The following is a 24,550-nucleotide window of genomic DNA, read 5'->3' on the forward strand; positions in this document are numbered from 1 at the left end:
TGGGTTGCGGTTGGGGATTGGGTTGCGGTTGGGGATTGGGTTGCGGTTGGGGATTGGGTTGCGGTTGGGGATTGGGTTGCGGTTGGGGATTGGGTATGGGGTTGGTTTGGTTAGGTGTGATCTGAACCTGACCCATATCGCCTGGTGGGAGAGCATCTTGGTTGATATTGACTGGTGTAATCGAACCCCCTGCTGTCAAGGTTACGTCGCCTGAATTACCTTGTCCTTGTTCACTGGCATCTATACCATTAATGCTAATATTACCTCCGGCTGTTACTGTTACAGAACCCGCATCACCCTGTCCTTTATCACTGGTGTTGATAGTGTCAGTCGTAATATTTCCTTGAGCCAACAGATTTACAAAACCAGAATCGTCTCCACTACCCATACTTGTAGTCGCCGTTATAGTGTCTGTAATAATGTCACCCGTGGCAAACAATATTACAGGACCTGCATCAGCTTGGTTAAGTACAGAAACTTCATCGGAAGTGTTAATATTTCCTACATTGATACTTCCTGGTGGCAGCGATAACGGCGATCCTGGTGTTTGAAAATTGGTTGATCCTTCAGTTGCAGGAACGTTAGTAGAAGTTACCGCATCCAACCCAGCTCGCAAAATCAGGGTTGGTTGACTGGTCAAAAGCTGCAAATCTGAATTAGAAATTCCTGCATTAGCATCAAGAGAATCATCGGGTCTAGTAATCGTAATATTGCCCCCCTGGATACTACCTGTCGCCTCTACCAAAAGGGCTGCACCTGTATAATCTCCAAACTCAACATCACCATCGACCCGAATAATTGGGTCGTAAAGGCTAACAAAATCACCTGGCTCACCGGACAAATTGAGAATCGAGAAATTTCTCCCACTAGCAAAGTGAGCATCGCCAGAAATATTGCCATCGCTGACTAAACTGAGATTACCACCACTTTGAAACGGTGTCTGCGGATGATTCAGCGCTAAGATATCAATACCCTGATTCCCTTGAATGTAGAGATTTCCTCCAGCTTGGGCAAGAAACGGATTGACCACACTATCTCGCACCCGTACTGTATTGTTTGCCAGCAGATTCAAATCTCCCGTTGTCTGTAACTGACTCTCCACTAAGGTAAGATTATGCTGAGCTGACAGTGTAGCCGTCTGGGAATTCACATCACGCGCCACAATATCCCCATTTTCCACAGCGATACCCGATCCCACTAATTGGACGTCTCCATTACCATTCACCTGCAAACCAGGTATCTGCCCACTCCCGGTTAACAACTGAGGTAAATTTAGAGGAGTCAATGGGATTGAAGCAGAGGGTTGAACCTCTAAACTCAGAACATGTCCAGCTTGGCTAATCCGCACCATACTCTCACCAGGGACAGTTGTCACACTAATTTCTCCGCCTAGTGCTGTTAAGCTACCCGTACTGACAACCGTACCCCCAATTAAGCTTAAATCTTGTCCGGGTTCTACTGCCAAATTACCCGCGTTCACAATTGACCCAGGATTTGTGGTATTAAAGGTAAAAGCACTGGGTTGACCAATTAATGCAGCATAATTATTTGCCCCTTGTGCATTAAACCAATTATCGCCAAAACCAATACCCGTAGCCGTCGTAGCGGTAAAGGATGCGGGAACATTAAGTTGGGCATTTTCACCAAATACAATACCCGCAGGATTTATTAAAAATAGATTAGAATTTCCCCCAGTCACTTGCAGCAACCCATTAATGACGGAAGGGTCGCCACCTGTCACACGAGACAGAATATTTTTGATATTAGGATCAGAAATAAAATTAGCGGTTTGGTTCGCGTCTAAACCAAACTCGCTGAAGCTATGAAAACGATTTGCGCCATCCCCAGAGGTTTGCCCCCCGGTAATGTCAAACTGATCGCCATTGGATGTGACAACCGTTCCCGTCCCATCTGGCGCTTCAACAACTGATTGAGCTAACCCCCCCGTTGGTAAACTTGCTAGGAGTAACGTCAACAGTAGATACTGGATTCGTTTACCTTTTTTTTTGGTCATGGCGAATAGATTGGCAACCACCAGCCAGTAATTTGTCAATACTGTTGTGTTCATCTTGTCTGTCATTGGTTGTTGCCTATTTTAGGGTCAGGACTAATCAGAATTAATGACGGTTTTATCAGCTCTTGGGTTTCCTCATATTTTAGCAATTAATAGAGCAAGTTTGATTCATGATTCTACTTCATAGAAGCTTAATAAATTAGATTCTTTGTGAAGCTGCAGCCCTAGAATTAAAGTGCGATATCGTTTTTTTAGTCGCCCCTAAAAATATTATAAATAATTATCAGACTTGTGGGACTTTTGAGGCGCATCCCCTTTGGCTGAATTTGTCCCGTGGATATCTTGGCAATTTTCGGATGACTGAACCTTCGCAGCACAAGTTTTCCACTATCCAGGTTGAGTGTTGCTTGTACTCGCTTCTATCCCAGCACAAGTTTACGTTAAACTATATTATTTTAATGTATAACAAAGTTAGATTGTGCAATAAACAGTGAAAAATTATATACTGGAATATGTTGAAGCATTAAAATTTAGGGCTGATGAAACTAAAAGGGCGGGTCACGGCTTATTTACCGGAAGAAATCCAGAGAGCCTTAGAACAGTGGGCAGAGGAAGAAAGTCGGTCACTGAGTAGCCTAGCGACCTACTTGTTAACTCAGGCTGTCAAAGAGCGTCAACAACAACAAAACCAATCGAATTAGTGCAGTCGGCGCGAAAAAAGCCGACAGGTTGGGCAGTTTTGTTTTGTGGCGGTAGTTTATGGTCGCGGTGAGTTCTGAAAGTTCAAAACTTGACATCCTCACCGTCCTTGTAGGACGGTGATTCCCTACCAGGTCAAAGTTTTGGATAACCATCTATCAGCCAATTGACGTAAAAGATTAAGAAGTTTTGCTGAGGCTAGAACCCATCCTCAGAAGACACAATAGCATGTAGGGACAAATCAGAACCTGAATGGTTTAGGGCTTGGGTATGATGTTTGAGGAACTAGCACGCGACCTCAAACATCATGCACAAGCCCTCTCTCTCTTTACTGATTAGGCTCAGGCTAGGCGGGCTAGTTCGACTGGACTGGCTGGTTAAACTCTAGCAGGGATTGAGTTCCAGGGAAATAGGTTGCCCAAAACGAAACAATAGGACGTCGTTTCCAGTTCTGACGACTCACTTGTAGCAACAAAATGGGGGCGATCGCGTTATTATGTTGCCCAACAATCGTCACGGCGACATCAGTGACCAAAATATCGCCATCGAAACTGCGTTGTGCGGCGGCTCGAGCAACGGCTTCAGCGCGGCGGAGAAAGTTGGCGTAAGTTTCCTCTGGCTGACTGTTCAGAGGCACTTCCACTCGCGCTGTGTAAGCACAAGCCATCTCAGGAGCGATCGCGGCTGTCATCAGCCAACTGATACTGGTACAACCGAACAACACCCATAAACCGAGGGGCGCAATTTGTTTTCGGGCAATTGACTGGATCATCGGGGTAGACGAGGAGTTGAATGAAACAGAAATTTTAACAGCACAAGCTTGATCAGATAACCGCTAAAAAATATCTATGCAAAACGGGAGCATGATACGCCGTCACACGGTATAACGACTTCCTGTCGGATTCTCACCGACCTCTCCAAGCTCCCCGAAAGGATTGTCAACAGCCGATATCGCTTCATCCTCCGCAGGAGAATGAAAGCCCCGTACTGGGCGTAACCTGGAGTAGACTGTCAGTCTAGGCTGGAAAAAAGAATGGCGAGATGAGCCTTTGGCTCGTTTCGCCACTGACCGCCAGTCTGACCAAACGTGCTTCCGTGGTTCCGTTCCTTGGTAGGCTGATTTGGCTGGCAGTCTTTCTGATAGACCCATCCCACGTCGCGCTAACACCAAAGCAGCAGCCGTGGCACTATTCATGCCATACATAGACATGAACTTCACTAATCCAATCCAGCTACTGTAGGCTGGATTCACTTGAATAACCTGGATACCTAACTTAAAGCACCTGGCTTTAAGTAATTGAAGGAATTTGGAGTAGGCAAAGTTACTCAACATACGGCATGCCCTTGCATTTAGTTCGCGCAATCGTTTTTTCTTTTCCGTAAAATCGAGTTTTTCGACAACAATGGGACGCTTATGCTCCAAGGCTAACGTAGTCAAGTCAGTAATGACATCAACCAGAATAGCCTCAGTGCGTCCCTTGGGCTGAGATTGAATATTGACCTTGAGAGGACCAAAGCCGTCTAGATTCCCATCCTGATCAGTCATTGCCCAGCCAATGCAGTTGGGGTTAAGGTCTACACCGATGGCTCCCCAAGAAACGGGGGCACTTATCCTGGGAGCGGGTTCAACATCAAAAGTGATATGGATTTCCCACTCCGTTAAACTTTTCTGGATGAATCGATAGGTTAAGGCTTGTCGGTTATACCAAGCTGTTGCCAATAAGTCTGTCCCATGTTTGGGTAATCGAATCGTCCATTGGATGTATTTTCCATATCGCTTTTCTAGGCCATAAGGAACTCGAATATGAAGGAACTTCCCAATTAGATCCAACTGGCAAATCTGATTCCCGTAAGATTCGTCTTTGGAACCAATCATCTCCACGGTATATTTATTGCCCAGATTTACGTGAACAGGAGCGGTTTTGCTCTGGGCGATTTTTTGCCTCAACTTGTGGGTGTACCGTTTCTTTTGATGAAGTTTAACTTGGGCTTGCCTGAACAGAGTTAAATGATGAGCGCACCGCATGGGGCAAGCGTCTGGGTATTTGGGTTTGAGGGACTTTGGCACTTTCTTCTTTTTCCCTCGGTTTACCTGTTCTACCGCTTGCAGATAATAGGAGTGCGCTTTAATTTTTTTTTCTAAATTCTTAATAACTTCCGTTGCGTGTTTGAGTTTGCCCTGAAGTTCCTCTAGATGATTGCTACGGCATTCTTTGACCGACTTAACTGCGCCTTCAACATAGGCAATAATACTGTTCGCTTGTCGCTTGTTGATGTTGTGGTTTTGCTGTAGTTGAGTATTAAGCTTTGACTTACTGGGAGGCTTTTGCTCTAAAAGTAGCTTTAGGCACTCAATCTTAGCATCATAGCCGAGTGTCGCCGCGTCATTCAAAAACGCCACCGCCCAAGGGTTGGTTGTTGTAGTGACATAAGTGCGGGATTCGCCTTGGGTCATGACAGGAGTAAAACCTATTATTTGTGTATCTTACAGAGATTTATCCGAGGAGTCAACAGCTTCACCCCTATCGACAACCACCGACCCATAGATTTTTCAGCCAAAACCTCCCTTGTCGATTATCGGTAAATCTAGGTATTTGCGCGACTGCTGCAAACCCTGCAAAGGCAGATTTTGATTAAATCTTCCCGTTGGAGACGATTTGAGGGTTATCCTGGCGCAAGGGTAAGGGAAGTAATAGAATGATTGTGTCCAAAACGTCTTGATCAAGACTGAAACATTAGTCATACAAGACGATAGCAAACCTGACCAAGTTCCCGCCGCCAACGTCGAAAACCCTCTCCCCATGGCAAATTACGCTTGTGTTGCAATTGGCATCAATCGCTATCAGTTTTTACCGCCCTTGAACTACGGACAGGCGGATGCTCAAGCCTTGTGGCAGTTTCTGGTGCAGCAAGCGGAGGGGTCATCCCAGGATTATTTATTACTAACCGATCATTCACCCCTGATTGATCGCCAATCCACCTATCCCACTCAGGACAATATTTGGCGCTGGCTGGAAGCGATTCGCCAACCCTCCCCGACGAACGGCAAAAATTCCTCGTCGAGGGGTTGGCGGTGGTTCTTTTTCAGTGGCTATGGTGTCTGTTGGCAACAAACCGATTACCTGATGCCCATTGATGGGAATCCACAGGATATTCCTCGGACTGGGATATCAATGCGATCGCTGCTGAGTTCTCTTAAGCCTCAAGGGGATGAAAACCTGCTGGTTCTGCTGGATATTAACCGATCGCCTGGACTGCAAGCCGGTAAAGCTGTTGGTGCCCAAACTGTGGAATTAGCCCGTCAGATGGGAATTACCCTGATCCTCTCAAGTCAACTGGGGCAATTTTCCCACGAAGCGACGGCGTTGCGGAATGGTTTGTTTAGCACCGCGTTACTGGAAGCTCTGGGCTACTATCAAAGGGATCTAACCCTAGCAAACTTAGAGCAGTATTTATGCGATCGCTTACCGGAGTTAAGTCAACACCACTGGCGACCTATACAGACGCCTTTAATGATCATCCCTTCACAGACAACCCGAAAACAGCTCATTTTGCCCCTGTCCCTGTCCGCTTCAGCCGAACAGAAAACGGCGACAACCATTGCCTCAACATTAACATCGGGTGACCCGACAAATGGCAAGTCAGCCTATCAGGAATCCTCTACTAATAATGGCGCAACAGTCCCTGTCTCCAAGTATGCCGTTGCCATACCGGACAAAAAACCGACCAACTCGTTAATACCCAAGGGTTTTGATGAACATCCCCAGTCAATAAAAGCTTTGGTTAAAGCGCCTGATTCAGCTTCACAGGAGGATAAGCCAGACAATCAATGGAAACAATGGCTGCTGCGAGTGGGTGGACTGATACTGGTTTTGGTACTGATGCTAGTCACTCTCAAGATTCTCAACCGCCAAACTGGGACAAGTCCCCAGATCATCGAGTCTGTACCAGAAACCCAACCCAACGCCGATGAAGAGACTGTCGGTTCAGTGGGTCAAACTCCCGTCGCCTCACCAGAACCTACCCCTTCGCCGCTTCCCCCCTCACCCGTGGAAAATCAGGCTATCGCACCGACTTCTGAGGTTAAGCCCAGGGAACAGCCCCTAGACTCACCCTCGCCCTCTGATCCAGAATCCATGCAAGCAAATCAACGAATTTTGGCACAAGCCAAAGGCACAATCCAACCCAATCAAGCCTCACTCTTCAGTCAAGCGATCGCCCAAGCCCAGAAAATTCAACCCGATGAACCCCTTTACCAGGAGGCGCAACAGGATATCCAGCGCTGGAGTCTGGTGATTCTCGATTTAGCCGAAGGACGTGCCAAACAAGGGAATTTTGCTTCTGCGATCGCGGCGGCAAAATTAGTTCCTTCTACCTATCCCTCGATTTATAATCAGGCGCAGTCGGCGGTTAAAACCTGGCAGACTCAAGCCCAACAGCAGCAGCAAAACCAAGGGCTTATTCAAACCGCTAAACAGCAACTGCGACCAAATCAAGCCTCTTCTTATAATCGCGCGATTAATACCTTGCGTCAAATTCCCGTCGGTCAACCGGGTTATGCTCAAGCGCAACAGTTAATTAACCAATGGAGTCGCCAGATTTATTTAATCGCCCATTCCCGCGCATGGCGGGGTCAGTTGTCACTGGCTAGACAAACCGCTGCCTTAGTTCCGCCGGGGACTCCATCATACCAAGCCGCGCAGCAGGCGATCGCACGGTGGCAGAATGGTCAACAGTAAGCTCTTCCCTTCTTCCCCTATCACAACTCTGATAGACTTACACCATCAACAAGTGGTAGCGTGGTAGCTCCCGTTTTGTAAACGGGGGAGTAAAGCGCTGATGGCAGCTTACTTGTTTGATTTTTTGTCAGTCCGACTTCATTCTATGTAATGACTAGCTTTTGTTCTGCTTTTGGGAATTTCCTCGTTTGAGTAAGGTTCCACAACCTAGTACAGTAGCTAAGCCTAGTAAAGTAGTTGGTTCAGGAACATTTTGGGAAACAGATTCGTACCTGAGATTATCAAAAGCAAATCGAGAATCATTGAAAGTTACTTCAGCACGTACAAAAGGTGTCGTGCTTTCAACACCTAAGAATCCACCAACAAAGTCAGGATCAGGAATTCCATCTGCGGAAATACTTCCCAGAGAAAAATTATTTGCATCGAATAGTTCTACAGTAGTAGCGTTAGGAACAAAACCGAAGAAATCATTTACGGCGAACCCATATCCTAGGCGGTTCTGTGGATTGGGAAATATTAATGATAGTACCCCAGCAGTAGTTCCCTCAATATTAGCTACAGCAAGCTATACATCAATCTTTACATGGCGCGAGTATAATCAGCACCTGCAATTAAAACCGAATTCCCTGCATCTGCGATCGCGTCTTCGCCTAATGCTTCACTTTGCTGGTTAAAATACACCTGTTGATACTCAGACATCGCCCGCTTCCCCCGCTCTACAGTGTGCTTCTGTTCTGGAATTCCTCTATTTTATGCCAATTCGCCTCTCAACCACCATTTTTCGGGGTACTAGTTACTCGTATGCGTAAACGTTTTCAGAGAAGCCGCCGCCTCTTCGGGTTTTCCTGAAGCGGGAAAGACTAAAATACTCTTAATTTTGGGATTATTAACCAGTTCTTTTAAGCGAGAAAACTGCTGATCGGAAATAGAAACTCCCGCATAGTTTTCGGCATAATTCAACTCCTCTTGAAAATTGTCGTCATTATAAACTTGAATAAAAACCCGATCAACATTCCAATTTTCCCAGTCTGCCGCAAAATAACGTTTACCCCAATACGGATTATGATGGCAAATATCGAAACTAACATTTGGGTTAGCTTGCTTCATATCCGCTATCATTTGCTGTACAAAAGTAGTCAAATGAGTCGTGCGATCAACTTTTCCGGGTAAGTCGGCATGATAACCCAGGTAATCATCCCACTGAACCGCATCAATAGTGGGATACTTTTGCACAAACTCGACTAATATATTTTTGAAAAAACTACCGACTTCTGGGAGTTCCACATCCAGTAAGTAGTGATCAATGCTGGGATAGGTTTTATCCACTCCAGGCACAATCCATCGTTTAGAAATTGCTGTGTCAAAAATCGGACTATTTTTATCGAGTTTAATCCCCTTCTCAAAATAGGCGTGAACTTGCATTCCCTGCTTGTGTGCCTCATCAATTAACCAGTCTAACCATTGCTCTTGAAATTTATTGGGACAACTTTTGTATCCAAAGGTTTGCTGCATGACCTCACTGTTATACATCGTGCAACCATTCCCCCACACGCCATGAATAATTGTATTGATGCCTTGAGCGCGATAATACCGAACTCGTTCGCGAATCATTTTTTCGCTAGCATTATTCGTGGCTTGATATCGACTTAAATAAATTCCCCGAATTTCTTTTTTCTGCCAAGGTGTTTGAGGTGATGGGGATGGATTTGGGGGTAGGGGTAATGGTGAAACTTGGGGACTAGTTGTCGGTGTCTGAGTGGGAGTAACTGACGCCACGGGAGAATTAACAATCGGTGCGTTGGGGATAGGCGCAGGAGGTAATGGCGGCGGAGTGGGTTGTTGATTATTAACCGCCGTGGGTTGTTGATTCGTTAGTGGATTATTTGGCAAAAATTGGCTAATCGCGACGAGATCGAGATGCCTAAAGCCCCAATAACCTACTCCTAACAAAACGAGGATTAATGAAATGGGTATCGAAGTACATCCACATCCTTTGTTTTCTTTTTTAGATGGCATGGTAACATTAGTTATTGTTTAATCATGACATGGCTTGGAGAAAGAGATTCCCGTTGCAGTTGGCTTAGGGGTGTGAGTCGCAACTGCCAGAAACCCCTTCCCCCCTACCCCTAGCTTAACCCACGGCTGAGTTGGTTGATTCCGGTTGCGATCGCGTCTTTATTGACCCTAACTCTATTGTGTCCCCTTTTTCGCGATCGCGTCTGGCTTTAAAATCTCTTTTTTGGGGCATAGAAAAATCGAATTAAAATCAGGTTTGGCATCAGTCAAGGTCAGGTTAAGCTAAAAATAGGGTGAGGAATGTCGGAAAAAATCTGCTTCTCGTACAGATTCGGCGAATTATAGGTTACCGAATTTCTGTGAGCAACAATTGCCACTCGATAACCAAAGATTTAGGAATGATTAAGGAAAGGGGTTGTCCACCTTTGAGGGGTATGGAAAGATTCAGAGATTCATCAGCTTGTAATTTGGCAAAGACATCGGTAACATCATACTGACCAACATTAGGTGCAGGCGCGGCTTGGGCAAAGACATCGGCGGCGGTGAGAAGTTTACCGTCTGCTGTGGTAATTTCCAGGAATTGGGGATGGGTAAACTCAGCCATACCCGGAAAGCCAACTAACCGCAGATTCAGGCGCGTTGTCTGACCTGGTATTATTGTTTTGAACAGAACCACCTGCCAAGTTCTTCCTGATTCATCTTTCAACGACTCCTGAGAGTGATAGCGCATAATTCCCGGCGCGTCTTGGTGTTGTCGAAGTACAGCGACGGCTGGCGGAGTTATGAACGTGGCTTGGAGCAGGAGTAATACCAGAAAAAATCTACCAAGCGCTAGAAGTTGAGAAAAGCATTGTTGAATAGGATAAACCATAAGTGCTAAAGATAAAGCCAACTCAAAGAAGTTTGAACATTTTTAAATTGTGCCATAGGAGAAAATCATCATGACCGGTCAAATTCCCAGCCAATCATCATTTTCATTGCAACTACGCGATCGCATCGAATATCCTGAAGGGGGTGTACTGAGTAAAGTTATTCATAAAGATGACAAATGTGACCACACGTTGTTCTGTCTAGCGGCTGACACGAGTATTTCTGAACATACGTCACCTCGTAACGCTACGATTAATGTGATTGAAGGAAAGGGTATCTTTACTTTGGAGGGTAAGGAGATTCCATTAGAACCGGGCGTTTTTATTTCCATGCAGGCTAATGCTCCCCACGCTTTAAAGGCTGAACAAAATTTGGCGTTTCTGTTAACGCTATGGAAAAATGACTGAGGATTAAACCAATTGGATTGTGTACCTGCACCCATCGAACTGCTTCACCCTCATCCCCAATTACGAAATGTCTTAGTTTATTCTGAAGGAACTGGAGAAACAGGGGCGACACTCATTGACAATGTGGATTTAGTCTGTTAAAGTTCATTTAAATTTTCTGGGATGGGGGGTTCGCGAATGGGAGCAGCCGCACTGACAGAATTTATGAGGAAGAAGGCGCTTTTAATTAAAACTGACTCTCAGTCTGATCCGTGTAAGAATACTATATGTCAAGTATTAAAGATGAAATGCCTCTCCTTGCCCGTCATGAAGGAGACTGGGTAGGAACTTACATCCTAGTTGATAATCAAGGAACGGTTCTTGACAAACATGAATCTCACTTAAGTTGTCAGTTCCCTGACACAGGTTCATATCATTATTATCAAATTAATCGCTATCACTGGTCTGACGGCAAACGGGAGGAGCATAAATTTCCTGCAATCTATCGGGATAAAGCCCTCTGGTTTGACACAGAACGCATTCAAGGGAAAGCCTGGGAAGTTGATTCGGCAACAATTATCCTACACTTTACCTACAAGACAATACCGGATAGTTATTTATATGAAATGATTCAACTGAGTCCCTGCAATAACCATCGCTCCCGCACCTGGCATTGGTTTAAAAGTCATCAACTCTTTCAACGCACATTGATTCAAGAAGAACGCAGATAAAATAGTCATTCGTCATTTGTCATACTCAAGGGAGTGAGAAGCAAGCTACGTCATTCGTCATAGCCATCCTCGCAGCCAATAAACGGCTGTACCAATATATTCCTTGATCGCGCGGGTTGTCTTATCTAAATTTTGAGTATCTGGCAAACCATTCAACAAAGTAGCTGCTAGACTACTATTCGATTCATTCAATTCTTGTTGAGTGACCAAAAAATCCGTCGGTGCTGGAATCGCCTCAATCCCCTGACGCAGAAAAATCCGTAGGGCGCGGGGCATGTGCATAGCGGAGGTAACTAATAGTACCTTTTGTATTCCTTGCTCCTGTAAAATTTGCCGCACATTGATAGCATTTTGGTGGGTGTTAAGTGACGCAGGATCTTGTAAAATAGCTGAGGGAGGAACGCCGATCATTTCTAAGATTACAGCCATATCTGCTGATTCCGGAGAACCCCCACCTCGCCACTCAATCCGTCCCCCAGAAGCAATAACTAAAGGCGCTTTGCCTTCCTGATAAAGCTGCGCCCCATAAAAAACGCGATCGCCTGCTTCATTTAAATCCGGTGCAGGGCGCGGCGGAAAAGCCGATCGAGTTGCCCCCCCCAAAACCACGATTGCCTCCGCCTGGGGTAATTCGGTAGGGGGGATATGCTGCCACTCTAGGGATTGAACCATGCTATTGGCAACCCAACCGTTACTGGTGACTAACAAGATAATCAATCCTAAGGCGATAGGTATGGGAACCCAACGGGGACGTTTCCAGGACAAGACTAACGCCACAACCATCAGTACGCAAGCGAGTCCTAATGGATATACAAATAGGGGGAGTAGCTTGGAGAGAAATAGAAACATACAGCAGGAAATTAAAAATACACAATTCAGATTTTATCAAGCCCTTGTGGTAAGGTTAAGAATATAGCAATTAAGCCCTATACTCTATAAAGCGGCTCACTAACCTCAAAAACAATGCAACAATAAAAGTAACCTAGACTTATTCTGAAGTGGAATGCTTCGCCCCGGCGACGCCGATATCTTAAATTTTCTTGAACAAATCCAGCTGGCTCGAAACGTCACGGCTGGTCTACGCTGCTATCGTCTGCGAACGATGTGCTTACATTTTGGACGGTGGCTGAAACTAGATAAAACCCAACTGCGCCAGCTTGTTTTCCTGAGTTACTGTCATGGCTTAGGAAAACTCAGCATTCCTGACTCGATTTTACTCAATCCCGGTTCGTTAAGTGAACAGGATTGGGTAAAAATTCGCGAGTATCCAGAAGTGTCTGCTTTAGTCTGCAAGCAACTTCCTGTGTTGAGAGAATTCGTCCCTCTAGTGCTATCTCATCAAGAACGACTCAATGGCACCGGCTATCCCAAAGGACTCGAGGGCGATGAAATTCCGTTTATTGTCCAAGTTTTCCAGCTTGTCAATATCGCTGATGCTATTATCAGTAAGCGACTCCATCGTACCCGGAATGAACCCCCAAGCGATCGCCCCTACTGGATGCAAGCCATAGAAGAGATTACCAAGGAGATGGAAGTCGGCGCACGAGATCCCAACTTATGCGAGAAGTTTTTCCGGTTTCTTGAGCTGTTCTATCAAGGCGGCGGGTGAAGGGAAGCTGGGGGAGCTGGGGGAGTTATCAGTTATCAGTGAGCAGTTATCAGTGATCAGGAGCAGGGGGAGCAGGGGGAGCAGGGGAAGCAGGGGAAGATGGGGAAGCTGGGAAGAGTTATGACAGTTGTAGGGGCGGGTTTTACTACTATCCTTTCTGACCTCACCCTGATGTGCCTAAACCCGCCCCGATTCGTAGACCAATAACAAAGAACCAATGTGGCAACAGATTTTGCCAGAGGTTGTACGAATAGCAAATGACAAGGGGTTGCTCTAAATTTCCTGTTCCCTGTTCCCTGCAATAACAATAAGCTATCGTAGAGGTTAAACTGGCACGATATACGGATGGTTGCCAATGAAAAAGTTTTTGTTACTGTGTTTGTTTGTCATTGGGCTAAGTTTTGCCCTTCTCAACTTTAAAGGGTTGGCAAATCAAGGGGAATTTGGCTCAATTGTACTGGATTTCCGGGAAGATATTCCCGCCACAGAGATTAGCGCTGAGGTGGACGCGATCGCACAAAAATACGGTGTGACGCCGCGACTCAATAGCGAATTCTCTGACGTTGACAATATTTACATTTTGGAGGGCGATAAGCAACTCCTGCGTCAGCTCAAACGCTCAGAACTGGCAAAGGACACGGAATATATTGAACCCAACTACATCTACAGTACGTTTTTTGTTCCCAACGACCCCAACTATAGCCAGCAATGGAATCTCCGCAGCATTAATGTGGAAGCCGCATGGGATGAAACGCGGGGAAGTGGGATTACAGTCGCGGTGATTGATACTGGGATTAGTCCAGTTCCTGATCTCAAAGATACCAAACTCGTCGAAGGGTACGACTTCGTAAACGATAAAGTTGACGCCTTCGATGATAATGGTCACGGGACTCACGTTGCCGGAACCATTGCCCAATCTACCAATAATAGTTACGGGGTTGCTGGCGTGGCGTATGAAGCCAGTCTCATGCCCTTAAAAGTATTGAGTGCGGGTGGCGGTGGTACGATTTCTGATATCGCGGAAGCGATTAAATTCGCCGCCGATAATGGCGCGGATGTGATCAATATGAGCTTGGGCGGTGGCGGTGAAAGTAAACTCATGCAAGAAGCAATCGACTATGCCTATAACAAAGGCGTCGCGATTATTGCCGCAGCAGGGAATGCCAACCAAAATTCCGCCTCCTATCCCGCCCGTTATCCCCATGTTCTGGGTGTTGCCGCTGTGGATTCGGCTGGCGTAAAAGCCCCCTATTCCAACTACGGTGCAGGGGTTGACATTTCTGCCCCTGGTGGTAGTGAAGCGGGTAAGATTGTCCAAGAAACCATTAATCCCAAAACCAAAACTGCCATGTTTTCCGGCTTTCAGGGAACCAGTATGGCAGCCCCCCACGTTGCTGGGGTAGCGGCTTTGGTAAAAGCCAGTGGGATCGATAATCCTGATGAAATATTCAGCGTTCTCCAACAATCCAGCCGCCCGGTTGAAGATGACCCCCTCAACCACTTTGGCGCTGGACAATTAGATGCCGCCGGTGCGGTGAAATTAGCGACGAAGGGACAAATTACCTTCCGTGATTTCTTCCGTTGGTTGCGCGATAATGGCTATCTCAATCTCCGGTTCTGGATTGATGGTGGTGCGGTTGCGCTGCTGCCGAAAGTTCTTATGGTTCTGGGTTCCTACCTCTTGGCGTGGTTCTTACGGACTTATTTGTCCTTTGGCTGGAGTTTGACCACGGGGTTAGTGGCTGGAAGTTCAGGATTATTCTTCCTGCGCGGCTTCTATATCTTTGACTTACCCCAGTGGCCCCTACGAGTCATGGGCAGTTCGATTCCAGAATTGGGTACAGCGATTCAAGGCAGTGGGTTATTAAATCCCATTTTTGCCAGCGTGCTGATTCCCTTTATCTTAGTGGCACTGTTCCTGGGACATCCCCAATGGAAATGGGTGGCGATTGGTTCAGCTTTAGGTGTTGCCAGTTGCTTAGCGGTGAGTGCGGTAATGTCTCCCAGTCTTCTGTGGTTAGGAAGTGGCATTGGGGCGCGTCTATTTTTAATGGCAAATGCTCTTTTGTGCTTTGGACTTGCCTATTTTGCCTCTAAAGAAGAAGGGAGATTTGCATGAGCATTAATGTAACGGGCAAAATCGAACACAAGGATATTGGCATGGGGGCTTGGGCTTTAGTTGCCGATTCTGGAGAAACCTATGAACTTCAGGATGCCCCCGATGAGTTACAGCAACCTAACCTGAAGGTGAAGGTGAAAGGAGAAGTGCGAGAAGATGTAATGACCACAGCAATGATTGGTCCTGTCCTCGAAGTAAAGTCCTTTGAAGTGATAGATTAAACTGAAAATCTAGGCTCTCCCGTAATTGATGTGATACCTAAAAACTGATCACATTAATAATTACGGGAGAGTTGCTTTTTAGGGGATAACTGACTTTATGGTAGGGGCACGGCATTGCCGTGCCCCTACAGGTAGCTTACTAAGATTGATAAGAACTTAGCTGTTCTTAGCTGTTCGCTTCATTACCCGCCCCTTCAGATAACCAATGCTACCAGACTAAATATTATTGAGCAGAGGGATAGATTGATTTAGCAATGAATACAGGCTTATTCTCGTATTCGGCTTCCAGTTGGCGTTTGACATCCAAATCCCAGGTTAAATCATAATCCCGTTCAAATTCAGCAGAGACAAAGGAACGTATCTCACCCGTCACGACGACATCTTCACCTTCGACCATGGTTCTCTCCGGTGCGACTAAGGTGAAGACCAATAAATCACCGCCACCCGCTAACTGATCTTCATCGAGGGTAAAGGTATTATTACTCCTAATCTCTTCCACTTCACCCTCTACAGCCACGGTTTTATTGTAGAATTGGCTAGGATTTTGGGTAATTTCTCCGGGTTTGGGTGCAAGTGCCAGTGATTCGGCAACAATCGCGGGTTTGTTTTCGTAGTCTGTATCGAATTGCAAGTCTAAGTCGAATTCTTCCTCAAACTCTACCATATTAAACTGGCGCACTTCACCGATGACTTGGACTTCAACATCGTCATCTTCTGGCAGGGTAAAGGGTTCGCCTGAGGTATTGACCACGATAATTTCATCACCGCCAAAAAACTCATCCTCTGAGATGGTAAAGGAGACATTATCCAGAACCTGTCTCACTTCGCCTCTGATTGTCACGGTTTGACCGATGAGTTGTTCGGTGTTCTCCTCGACTTCCTCCGCCGTCACGTTTTCTTCCTCTTGTCCAGCGGTGACAACCTCTTGCGTGGTGTCGGCGCAGGAGGGAAGTAGCACAGCTATTAGCGCTAAGGCGATCGCACTAGCAGGTAAGCTTTTACGATAGTGTTTAATAAACATGTATGAATGTCCTCTGAATAGTCAGCAAATCTTAGAAGTAAGGCTTCCACCCTTCATTCAAAGGCTTTTCTTGCGGCGACGCATCTTTCTGGTGGAGTAGCGATGAACTCTATCCCATGGATGATTTTGGCGAATAGGGAGATGGGGAAGCAGGGGGAGCAGAGGGAGCAGGGGGAGCAGGGGAAGCAGGGGGAGATATTTAATAAAGAAATGATCTAAACTGCTTGGGATATCTTATTGATCTTCCAGTTCCTGTCGATGACAAAAGAAAACAATCACGATTTAATCCGGGAAGCCGAAGCAACCCGTGTGCAGATACTCAGTGAAGCTCTACCTTACATCCAGCAGTTTGCCGGAAGGACAGTTGTGGTGAAGTATGGGGGGGCGGCGATGAAGGATAGCAACCTCAAAGATAAAGTGATTCGGGATGTTGTCTTCTTATCCTGTGTCGGCGTTCGTCCCGTCGTGGTTCACGGCGGGGGTCCAGAAATTAATAGCTGGTTGGATAAGCTGGGGATTGAACCACAATTCAAGGATGGGTTGCGGGTGACGGATGCGCCTACGATGGATGTTGTGGAGATGGTTCTCGTGGGTCGAGTTAATAAGGAGTTAGTCTCTTTGATTAACCGGGCTGGGGGTTTAGCCGTGGGACTTTGCGGTAAGGACGGGAATTTAATCAAAGCCCGTCCCGAAGGGCGCAAGGGGATTGGCTTTGTCGGAGAAGTCAGCAGTGTTGATATTAAACTGGTGGACTCTTTGGTCAAAAGTGGCTACATTCCAGTTGTGTCAAGTGTTTCAGCCGATGATACAGGTCAAGCCTATAATATCAACGCTGATACCGTTGCTGGTGAAATAGCAGCCGCTTTGGGAGCAGAAAAGTTAATTTTGCTCACCGATACTCCTGGGATTTTGCAGGATTACCAAGACCCCTCCACTCTAATGGCTAAGCTGGATATCCAACAAGCACGAGAGTTAATGGTATCGGGCGTTGTGGCTGGCGGTATGATACCTAAGGTCAACTGTTGTGTGCGATCGCTGGCTCAGGGGGTACGGGCGGCTCATATTATTGATGGTCGAATTCCCCACGCCCTACTTTTAGAAATTTTTACCAATAAAGGAATTGGTTCTATGATTGTGGCATCTGAATTTACGACTTAGCACTGCTTAGCTTCAACTATCCACCAGTCAAAATTATTCCCAGACGTGCCCTATTAGTCTGGAACATTGCTTCCCTTAGAGGGGCGGGTTTAGTCAAGTTATCGGACATCGACAAAACGTTATCGGTAAAACCCGCCCCTATGATTTGGTGTTTGGTATGTGGAAGGTTACTTACTTCTGTTTAATAATCCCGTCAATGAAGTGGGGCGTTTCTGGGCACGCTTTCTCGCTTTAGCCTCTCGACGCTGTTTCGCCAGGCTTAATCCACTTAGCTTGACGGGTGGTTCCTCTGGCTCATCTTCTGGCTCATCTTGGGGTTCAGAGGGTACGGTACTCGGTTCATCTTTACTTTTCCACCAAGCTACAACCCAGCCGCCAGCAATTCCCCCAACAGCACCCACTAAAATACTGAAGGGAACCGAGTATCTCAATAAGAACAGGCATAGCAAAAATACTAACCATAGTCTCAGCGCGACTGGGAACCCATCTGAGAAACCTGGGAAAAGTTTATTCATTCCTTTATTCCTTTATTCTTTGCCGTTACATATTATCTTGAGAGGTTCATCCTACTAAGGTAGGATATTAATGAGACTGGCACGAAATAAACCTACCTATAGGTCTGCATAGATACTATGTTTCATTTACTCACCCTTTGTCCTTTTGTCAAGGGGAAATTTTTAAATATTGTGTGAAGATAGAATACATTGGCTTTGATAACAAAAATTTATACGTCAAGGGATTTGCCTGGTTAAAACGGTTAAGTTTATTTAAGGATTGTAAATATATTTTACGAATATTCAGGCAGCTTCATCAACGTACATTGAGCGAAGGTTTTCAACTCCTCATATATGTAAACTTTTTCTTAACAACTATTTAAATTAATAATAACTTAATTTCTTTATTTATGTAAAGTTTTTGTGAACCTGGCAAAAAACCAGGAATTTAAATTATAAATCACTGTATTCTAAATATTAAGATACAGATTACCCCATTACTAATATGAATAAACTCTTAATAGCTGTGACTTTATCACTGTCTATTCTTCTAGAAGCTTTAGGAGGAAATTCGGTAGGCGCATTAACGATAAGAAGTTGGAACAGCGCCAATCAGCGTGGGGGTGATTTATTCAATGCCGGAAATGGCACATTCCAATATAGTGCATTCAGTTCTAGTCTTCTTGAACGTTCACATACTATCCTTAGTTCAGATGATTTTTTGTATAATTCTAACAATCAAAAAGCCTATTTAAATTTCATCGAGTCTAAACAATTGAGAATACCTGTTCCGGAAACATCAACGGTATTGGCTCTATTGACATTAGGAATTTGTGCTGTCGGAAACAAGTTCACTAAAAATTAAACACAGGTGTCAAGGCTAGCCAGTTTTTGGTTTAACGTTTCGCCTGTCATTTTGGGGTCATTTTTCGTCGGTATATTGATTCGGCTCTCCCGGATGCTTGGGTCAAAATGTAGCAAATCATACAAAAATTAATTTTAAATAAAGACTGAAAGCATTGTTCAGGCTCATAGGGGACATATCAGCGTTACCAGCACCCTGAGAAAGGGTTCGACGTTTCAAATTGCTCTATCCCTGATTCGAGCCATTCCCTCAACTTGACATCTTCCCAGGGGCATGGGGTGACAAGCTTGCTTGTTCATCAAAATTTGTGGCTTTCCTCCGCTCTGAGAGCGTCAGGTAAGCTGGGGAGGAAAGCCGTCCTCCATAAAGGTACAATCTAAAAAGGAATTTTATCGGGTTCGCTAGGTGGAAGTTACCTCATTTTGTACCATAGGTTGATAGGACAAGTTATCAAATCTAGATGACACCAAAGCGGTTCTTTGCAGAATCGCGTCCCTTTGGTATTCCCCATACCTGCCGATTGTTCTCGATCAATTGGGTATTGCGGCGATTTAATTCATAAAAAAGGGGATTTGTCAAGGGTTTGTTGCCAAGCTCAAGCTAAAAACTGCTTATCGCTTATTTGAATGATCATCAAAACTTCGGTGCTGGCTCACTTACTCCAAGCCATGCCCCAACTGCGGCAACAAGTATATTTCAAAGCGTCTTTGACCGCACTCTCCCATGCAATGGAAGATCAGGTCTTGGCTGGTTCGGAGCAGCCGTTGGTGATTGCCTGTTTTCAGCGAGAACGCTTCTATCGTCAGGAAGCCCATCGCTATCGGCGTATTGCTCAACGGACACCTCATGTCTATGTATTAGCCGCACCGGAAACTGATTTCAAGAATAGCTCAGAGCACCACGAAACCGTGGCATTTGATCCGGGCGATGGCTTAAGTCACGAGTGGCATTTAGTCGTAATTGGTTCGTACTATGCCAACTGTTTGATTTGCCGAGAAAAACCTGTGTCTGTCTCCAATAGCGTCAATGGCGAGATGGATACCTCTCGACGTTTTGAGGGAATTTGGACATTTGACCGAACGGTTAGTGCAAAAGCCGCCGAGTTGCTTCTGGATCGCATTGCCAGCTATCGACCTGAATTAGCGGATAAAATCGAACAGGCAAAAGCTCAGTATATTGGCGACTCATTAGGGGTAAGTTCTCAATCAAGTCAAACCTCAGACGTGAATCCGCAAGACTCACCTAATCCAGATCCGTTTGTGCAGCGGTTGGTGACTTACTTACAAGCTGGTCAGTATAAACTCCTGAAAGCATATCGCTCGATCGCGGCTCAAGAACAACGAGAGCGTTTGGTAAATTCGATTAGCACGGCAATTCGGCGATCGCTCGATCCTCATGAAGTCCTAGAAATCGCGGTGCAAGAGTTAGGACGAGCCATGGGTTCCTGTCGCTGTCTGATTTATCGCTGTAAAGCAACGGATACTCAAGCTACGATTACCCATGAATACATGGAAACCCGAGGACGCGATCGCACCATCCTTTGCTCAACTTTAGGTAGCCCTTGGCCCCTAAAAGACAATTCTCTGTTTCAAGGAATTGTCGAACATCAAGAGTCCATTTCCGTAGAAGATACCCAAAACGATCCTCGGCTGAACCAAACACCGAGTAAAAGCGCCAATTCCCCGTCTTCTAACTTAAAGGAATTGGTGCAAACCTTTAGTATGCGCTCTTGGCTAATGGTTCCCGTATTATATCAGGGTCAGTTGTTGGGTATGGTTGAGTTACACCACTGTGGGGAAATCCCTTATCGGTGGAAGGATGAAGAACTCGCCCTCGTCGAAGCGATCGCGACTCAAGTGGGTGTCGCCTTAATCCAAGCTGAAGCCTATGCGAATCTGCAAGATTTGAACCAACAACTCGCAGCCCTTGACCGCACTCGTAGTAATTTAGTCGCAATCACGGGTCACGAACTCCGCACCCCCCTGTCAACCATTCAGGTTTGCCTAGAAAGTCTGGCTAGCGAGCCGGATATGTCGCCAGAATTGCGTCAAGTGATGCTCAATACCGCCCTTGATGACGCCGAACGTATGCGGAAACTGGTGCAAGACTTTCTCACCCTCTCCCGCCTAGAAAGTGGTCGTGTGGAATGGAATGTAGAAGCCATTTCTCTACAAGAGTGCATTGAGTTAGCCCTCAGCCGGATCAACGTCCATTGGTCACAGGAGCGGCGACCGAATATTATTAATCAAGTTCCTACCGATCTGCCCTTAGTCCAAGCAGATGGCGAGTGGCTGGTGGAAACCCTTGCCAAACTGCTAGACAATGCCTGCAAATTTACGTCCTCCCAAGGAGAAATCACAATTGGGATTCAAACCAATGGGAATTCTATGTTAAAAGTGACCGTAGCCGATACAGGGCGGGGTATTGAACCCAATCGCTTAGAAGATGTCTTTGATCGTTTTTATCAAGAAGAAGGGGCGCTGCGACGGACTACAGGCGGCACAGGCTTAGGTTTAGCAATTTGTCGCCAAATTGTCAAGGGGTGGGGCGGTAAAATTTGGGCAGACTCGGCGGGTAAAGACCAGGGTTGTCAGTTTCACTTTACGGTGCCAATGATTGCACCGACATCAAAATCCCAGCCATCTAAAGCGAAGGGAAAAGGTAGTCGTAAGGGGTCAAGAGTTAAGCGAAAGTGAATTGAGGATTACTCGGTTAGATCAAGTCTAGTGGTATGAATTATATTTTTTTAACGCAGAGTACGCAGAGGATATCGCAGAGGTACGCAGAGGAATTGAGCGGACTTGAATGAAAATTTTAGAGAATTTGGAAACAACTGGAAATCGAGGAGCTATCCCTATTTTTTTCTTAAATTTTATAGCAGGGATTATTTTTGATGATGGGCGTTTGGACTTCGTTCATCCAGGAATAATCCCAATCTGGTTCGGATTGTTCAGTTAGGGACACCATATCGCCCTGATAGTTTTGATTGATTTGAATGGCTTTAGAGTGCAAATGTTGAGGGACATAACACAAATCAACTGGCAATCCATGGACTAACAGAAATTCTGCTAATTGCTCAGAATGAATATATATGCCCTCTCGATGCAGACGTTGTAACATTTCCTTAAACGTGTGTCGGCGCTGATCAGTTTTTTGGGGGAATGGTAAGGGTGTGGGTAACATGCTGTGCTAAAACCTCAAGCCGTGCAGGAAATTTTGATGAATAAGGAATAACGAGTGATTTCAATAGCTGTAGTTCAACTCGGTTTAACTGCCATTCTTGCCTTCTATGTAGCCTGGAATTTAGGCGCCAATGATGTTGCTAATTCCATGGGAACATCAGTTGGCTCAAAAGCGGTTACTCTACGGCAAGCGCTAATTATTGCAGGTATTTTGGAGTTTACGGGTGCGGTTTTATTTGGTCAAGGGGTGGCGACAACGTTAGCAACGAAAGTTATTGATCCAACGTTATTTGCCCAAACGCCACAGGTGTTATTACTGGGGATGACTTCGGTGTTACTCGCTTGTGGTTTATGGTTACAAATTGCCACCAGTCTGGGATTACCTGTCGCATCATCCCATGCTGTGGTTGGCGCGATCGCAGGATTTTGTTGGGTGGCGATTGGGGTGCAGGCGGTAGACTGGGGAACGTTGGGTCGTATTTCGTTAACCTGGATTATTACACCCGTTATCAGTGGGATTTTAGCCGCCGGATTTTATAGTATTATCAATACCTCAATTTTAAGGCGAACGAATCCGATTGTTCGGTTACGGGAATGGATTCCTTGGCTAAGTGCTATTCTTTTGAGCATCTTTGGCGCGATTGTGATGCCAAGTTTATTTAATCGTCCTCTATTTTATGCTTTGCCAATTCCTGCTCATGATTTACCCATTATTACGGTTTCAATAGCGGCGATTGTCCTCAGTCTGATTAGTTGGAATCAGTTAGAAAGTGGTTCCTTAAATTTACCTGTTAATACTGAAGAATCGAGAGACAAAAGTATTCATAACGGGGAAACTGGGGAAGGGGAAATTGAAGCTAATATTGTCCCACCCCCTAATTCTGTGTCCCCCTTTCCCTCACCAATTGAGCAACAACTGGCGCGTTTCCAAGTTCTCAGCGCTTGTTTTGTGGCGTTTGCTCACGGTTCCAACGATGTCGGGAATGCGATCGCTCCCTTAGCTGTGATCGCGTATATCATTGCTACGGGTACGGTTCCACTCACTGCGTTTAATATTCCGTTGTGGATTCTTATCGTCGGTGGTGCGGGTATCGTTGCAGGTTTAGCCGTTTGGGGTAAAAAGGTGATTACTACCGTTGGGGAAAATATTATCCCTTTACAACCGAGTAGTGGATTTTGTGCCGAAATTGCCACGGCGACAACTGTTTTACTCGCTTCCCGCTTCGGCTTCCCGGTTTCTACCTCTCACGCCTTAGTGGGTGGTATTGTTGGCATTGGATTGATTCAAAATTGGCGCACAGTTCGCTTTCAAACCCTTAAATCCATTGCTCTGGCTTGGTTAATTACGCTACCCGCCGCCGCTAGTTTAGGGGCAATTATTTTTATCAGTTTACGTGGGATTTTTCTTTAGGCTCTTAAGCAAGGGCGGGTTTTGTTGCTCATTTATCGGCTTTTAATTAGCGTTAGTCCCTAAACCCGCCCCTACAATTGTCCATTTGATTGACTTTGTTCGAGGGAATGCTTATTCCTTAAACCTTATGTGCCTTCAGAATTATAGTGTAATGCTTGTACCCGACACTACTCTTGTCCCCATTGATTGACTTGCTCAACGGACAATCCTAAAGCCTCGGCAACCTGCTCAACACTCAAACCCATGTTTAAGAGTCGGGGAATCGCTTCCTGTTGGGCGCGTTGGGCATTCTCGACTCGCTGTTCGGCAGATTCTGCCCGTTGCTGTGCTGCTTCCGTCGGTGTGGGAATCCAGTTTCCTTGGGCGTCGTACCAGCGCAACCATTGTCGCTCTAATCCGCGATAGTCTCCGAACCACAATCCGATTCCCAATTCTAGGGTGGGCAACCAGATTCTGGGTTCAGTGAGTTCCCGTTGCCGATAGCGATCGCCTTCTAACCAAAATACTCGCAATTCGTCAGTATAGCGGTCGAAGACGATGTAGTAGGGAATGGCTAAAATTTGCTCGTACACTTCCCATTTGGTTGGGGGTGAACCGCCGCGTTCCGTTTGTCCCAAGTCTTCCTGGCGAGTTCCTGGAGAGAGTAATTCGATTGCGACGATAGGGCGAACTCCTTCTTGCCAAATCACATAGCTCAAGCGCAGTTCCCGTTCTTCGTAGAGTCGAGGAACGCCCACTACAGCATACCAATCGGGTCGCTTGTACCAGTTGGGATGATTCACGTCATAGTAGAGATTCAAGTCACTCGCTACAAAGATGCGATCGCTCTGATAATTGGGTGGACAGAACGTGGCACTGCATAGTTCAGCTTGCCACAGATGGTACTCGTCGGGCAATCCAGATTCCTCCACAGATTCACTCTTGAGATCGTACATCGTGGGCAGGGTTTCTCTGGGAGAACGAGGGGGATCAGTTTGTTCGATAAAGGGTTTAGTAATGGACATAGACAACGCGA

23 protein-coding genes and 1 pseudogene are annotated in these 24,550 nt (G+C 45.9%); 13 read left to right on the forward strand and 11 right to left on the reverse strand.

What is annotated here, in order from left to right:
- Window positions 1-2,080, reverse strand: a 2,080-nt coding sequence (locus ACLGGO_RS23460) for a filamentous hemagglutinin N-terminal domain-containing protein (protein ID WP_446421113.1), incomplete at its 3' end; no start/stop codon positions are given.
- A gap of 473 nt (window positions 2,081-2,553) precedes the next feature.
- Here ACLGGO_RS23460 and ACLGGO_RS23465 point away from each other — a divergent pair.
- On the forward strand, window positions 2,554-2,715 hold the full coding sequence (locus tag ACLGGO_RS23465) for a ribbon-helix-helix domain-containing protein (RefSeq protein ID WP_006104592.1): 162 nt from the start codon (window positions 2,554-2,556) through the stop codon (window positions 2,713-2,715).
- Between the two features lie 353 nt (window positions 2,716-3,068).
- Here the strand turns inward: ACLGGO_RS23465 and ACLGGO_RS23470 are convergent, their stop codons facing one another.
- On the reverse strand, window positions 3,069-3,485 hold the full coding sequence (locus ACLGGO_RS23470) for a hypothetical protein (RefSeq protein WP_446336794.1): 417 nt from the start codon (window positions 3,483-3,485) through the stop codon (window positions 3,069-3,071).
- Between the two features lie 102 nt (window positions 3,486-3,587).
- On the reverse strand, window positions 3,588-5,168 hold the full coding sequence (locus tag ACLGGO_RS23475) for an IS200/IS605 family accessory protein TnpB-related protein (RefSeq protein WP_446336795.1): 1,581 nt from the start codon (window positions 5,166-5,168) through the stop codon (window positions 3,588-3,590).
- A gap of 262 nt (window positions 5,169-5,430) precedes the next feature.
- Here ACLGGO_RS23475 and ACLGGO_RS23480 point away from each other — a divergent pair, with 262 nt between their 5' ends.
- Complete coding sequence (locus tag ACLGGO_RS23480) at window positions 5,431-7,452, forward strand: caspase family protein (RefSeq protein ID WP_446421114.1); 2,022 nt, start codon at window positions 5,431-5,433, stop codon at window positions 7,450-7,452.
- 154 nt (window positions 7,453-7,606) lie between these two features.
- Here ACLGGO_RS23480 and ACLGGO_RS23485 read toward each other — a convergent pair whose 3' ends face one another.
- From ACLGGO_RS23485 to ACLGGO_RS23495, 3 genes are all read right to left on the reverse strand, one after another.
- Window positions 7,607-8,002, reverse strand: coding sequence for a PEP-CTERM sorting domain-containing protein (locus ACLGGO_RS23485; RefSeq protein WP_446421137.1), 396 nt, complete (start codon window positions 8,000-8,002; stop codon window positions 7,607-7,609).
- Window positions 8,003-8,241: 239 nt separating this feature from the next.
- On the reverse strand, window positions 8,242-9,468 hold the full coding sequence (locus tag ACLGGO_RS23490) for a family 10 glycosylhydrolase (protein WP_446421115.1): 1,227 nt from the start codon (window positions 9,466-9,468) through the stop codon (window positions 8,242-8,244).
- Between the two features lie 346 nt (window positions 9,469-9,814).
- A complete protein-coding gene (locus tag ACLGGO_RS23495) occupies window positions 9,815-10,339 on the reverse strand; it encodes a DUF3122 domain-containing protein (RefSeq protein WP_446421116.1) in 525 nt (174 codons plus the stop codon).
- A 70-nt stretch (window positions 10,340-10,409) separates the two neighbouring features.
- On the opposite strand from ACLGGO_RS23495, the gene ACLGGO_RS23500 reads away from it, so the two are divergent.
- The 4 genes and pseudogenes from ACLGGO_RS23500 (at window position 10,410) to ACLGGO_RS23515 (ending at window position 11,455) form a co-directional block, all read left to right on the forward strand.
- A complete protein-coding gene (locus tag ACLGGO_RS23500; RefSeq protein ID WP_446336799.1) occupies window positions 10,410-10,745 on the forward strand; it encodes a cupin domain-containing protein in 336 nt (111 codons plus the stop codon).
- Between the two features lie 12 nt (window positions 10,746-10,757).
- The gene (locus ACLGGO_RS23505) at window positions 10,758-10,886 is read left to right on the forward strand and encodes a hypothetical protein (RefSeq protein ID WP_446336800.1); all 129 of its coding nucleotides are present in this window, start codon (window positions 10,758-10,760) and stop codon (window positions 10,884-10,886) included.
- Window positions 10,887-11,069 (forward strand): annotated as a pseudogene (locus ACLGGO_RS23510) (hypothetical protein); the annotation flags it as partial.
- Entirely contained in the window at window positions 11,012-11,455 is a 444-nt protein-coding gene (locus tag ACLGGO_RS23515) for a DUF3598 family protein (RefSeq protein WP_446336801.1), read from the forward strand. The pseudogene ACLGGO_RS23510 and the gene ACLGGO_RS23515, both read left to right, overlap by 58 nt.
- Window positions 11,456-11,512: 57 nt before the next feature.
- Here ACLGGO_RS23515 and ACLGGO_RS23520 read toward each other — a convergent pair whose 3' ends face one another.
- Entirely contained in the window at window positions 11,513-12,304 is a 792-nt protein-coding gene (locus tag ACLGGO_RS23520) for a YdcF family protein (RefSeq protein WP_446421117.1), read from the reverse strand.
- 154 nt (window positions 12,305-12,458) lie between these two features.
- Between ACLGGO_RS23520 and ACLGGO_RS23525 the strand changes: the two genes are divergently transcribed.
- The 3 genes from ACLGGO_RS23525 to ACLGGO_RS23535 all read left to right on the forward strand — a co-directional run bounded on the left by ACLGGO_RS23525 (window position 12,459) and on the right by ACLGGO_RS23535 (window position 15,404).
- Window positions 12,459-13,064, forward strand: a complete 606-nt coding sequence (locus ACLGGO_RS23525; RefSeq protein ID WP_446336803.1) for an HD-GYP domain-containing protein — start codon at window positions 12,459-12,461, stop codon at window positions 13,062-13,064.
- Between the two features lie 355 nt (window positions 13,065-13,419).
- Window positions 13,420-15,183 carry a S8 family peptidase gene (locus ACLGGO_RS23530; RefSeq protein ID WP_446421118.1) on the forward strand — a complete coding sequence of 588 codons (1,764 nt, stop codon included), beginning with the start codon at window positions 13,420-13,422 and terminating at the stop codon, window positions 15,181-15,183.
- On the forward strand, window positions 15,180-15,404 hold the full coding sequence (locus tag ACLGGO_RS23535) for a hypothetical protein (protein ID WP_446336805.1): 225 nt from the start codon (window positions 15,180-15,182) through the stop codon (window positions 15,402-15,404). The genes ACLGGO_RS23530 and ACLGGO_RS23535 overlap by 4 nt, the downstream gene beginning before the upstream one ends.
- Window positions 15,405-15,627: 223 nt before the next feature.
- Here ACLGGO_RS23535 and ACLGGO_RS23540 read toward each other — a convergent pair whose 3' ends face one another.
- On the reverse strand, window positions 15,628-16,425 hold the full coding sequence (locus ACLGGO_RS23540; protein WP_446421119.1) for a hypothetical protein: 798 nt from the start codon (window positions 16,423-16,425) through the stop codon (window positions 15,628-15,630).
- 258 nt (window positions 16,426-16,683) lie between these two features.
- Between ACLGGO_RS23540 and argB the strand changes: the two genes are divergently transcribed.
- Window positions 16,684-17,583 carry an acetylglutamate kinase gene (gene argB / locus ACLGGO_RS23545; protein WP_446334058.1) on the forward strand — a complete coding sequence of 300 codons (900 nt, stop codon included), beginning with the start codon at window positions 16,684-16,686 and terminating at the stop codon, window positions 17,581-17,583.
- A gap of 167 nt (window positions 17,584-17,750) precedes the next feature.
- On the opposite strand, the gene ACLGGO_RS23550 is transcribed toward argB, so the two are convergent.
- On the reverse strand, window positions 17,751-18,098 hold the full coding sequence (locus tag ACLGGO_RS23550) for a hypothetical protein (protein WP_446421120.1): 348 nt from the start codon (window positions 18,096-18,098) through the stop codon (window positions 17,751-17,753).
- A gap of 484 nt (window positions 18,099-18,582) precedes the next feature.
- Here ACLGGO_RS23550 and ACLGGO_RS23555 point away from each other — a divergent pair, with 484 nt between their 5' ends.
- Complete coding sequence (locus tag ACLGGO_RS23555) at window positions 18,583-18,942, forward strand: hypothetical protein (protein ID WP_446421121.1); 360 nt, start codon at window positions 18,583-18,585, stop codon at window positions 18,940-18,942.
- 626 nt (window positions 18,943-19,568) lie between these two features.
- Window positions 19,569-21,638 (forward strand): DICT sensory domain-containing protein, encoded by a 2,070-nt coding sequence (locus ACLGGO_RS23560; RefSeq protein WP_446421122.1) that lies wholly within the window; start codon window positions 19,569-19,571, stop codon window positions 21,636-21,638.
- 169 nt (window positions 21,639-21,807) lie between these two features.
- On the opposite strand, the gene ACLGGO_RS23565 is transcribed toward ACLGGO_RS23560, so the two are convergent.
- Entirely contained in the window at window positions 21,808-22,125 is a 318-nt protein-coding gene (locus ACLGGO_RS23565; RefSeq protein ID WP_446421123.1) for a hypothetical protein, read from the reverse strand.
- A gap of 54 nt (window positions 22,126-22,179) precedes the next feature.
- On the opposite strand from ACLGGO_RS23565, the gene ACLGGO_RS23570 reads away from it, so the two are divergent.
- Window positions 22,180-23,535, forward strand: coding sequence for an inorganic phosphate transporter (locus ACLGGO_RS23570; protein ID WP_446421124.1), 1,356 nt, complete (start codon window positions 22,180-22,182; stop codon window positions 23,533-23,535).
- A 167-nt stretch (window positions 23,536-23,702) separates the two neighbouring features.
- Here ACLGGO_RS23570 and ACLGGO_RS23575 read toward each other — a convergent pair whose 3' ends face one another.
- Window positions 23,703-24,539 (reverse strand): Uma2 family endonuclease, encoded by an 837-nt coding sequence (locus ACLGGO_RS23575; protein WP_446421125.1) that lies wholly within the window; start codon window positions 24,537-24,539, stop codon window positions 23,703-23,705.
- Between the last annotated feature and the right edge of the window lie 11 nt (window positions 24,540-24,550).

This window comes from Coleofasciculus sp., from assembly GCF_046565525.1.
Taxonomy (GTDB): domain Bacteria; phylum Cyanobacteriota; class Cyanobacteriia; order Cyanobacteriales; family Coleofasciculaceae; genus Coleofasciculus.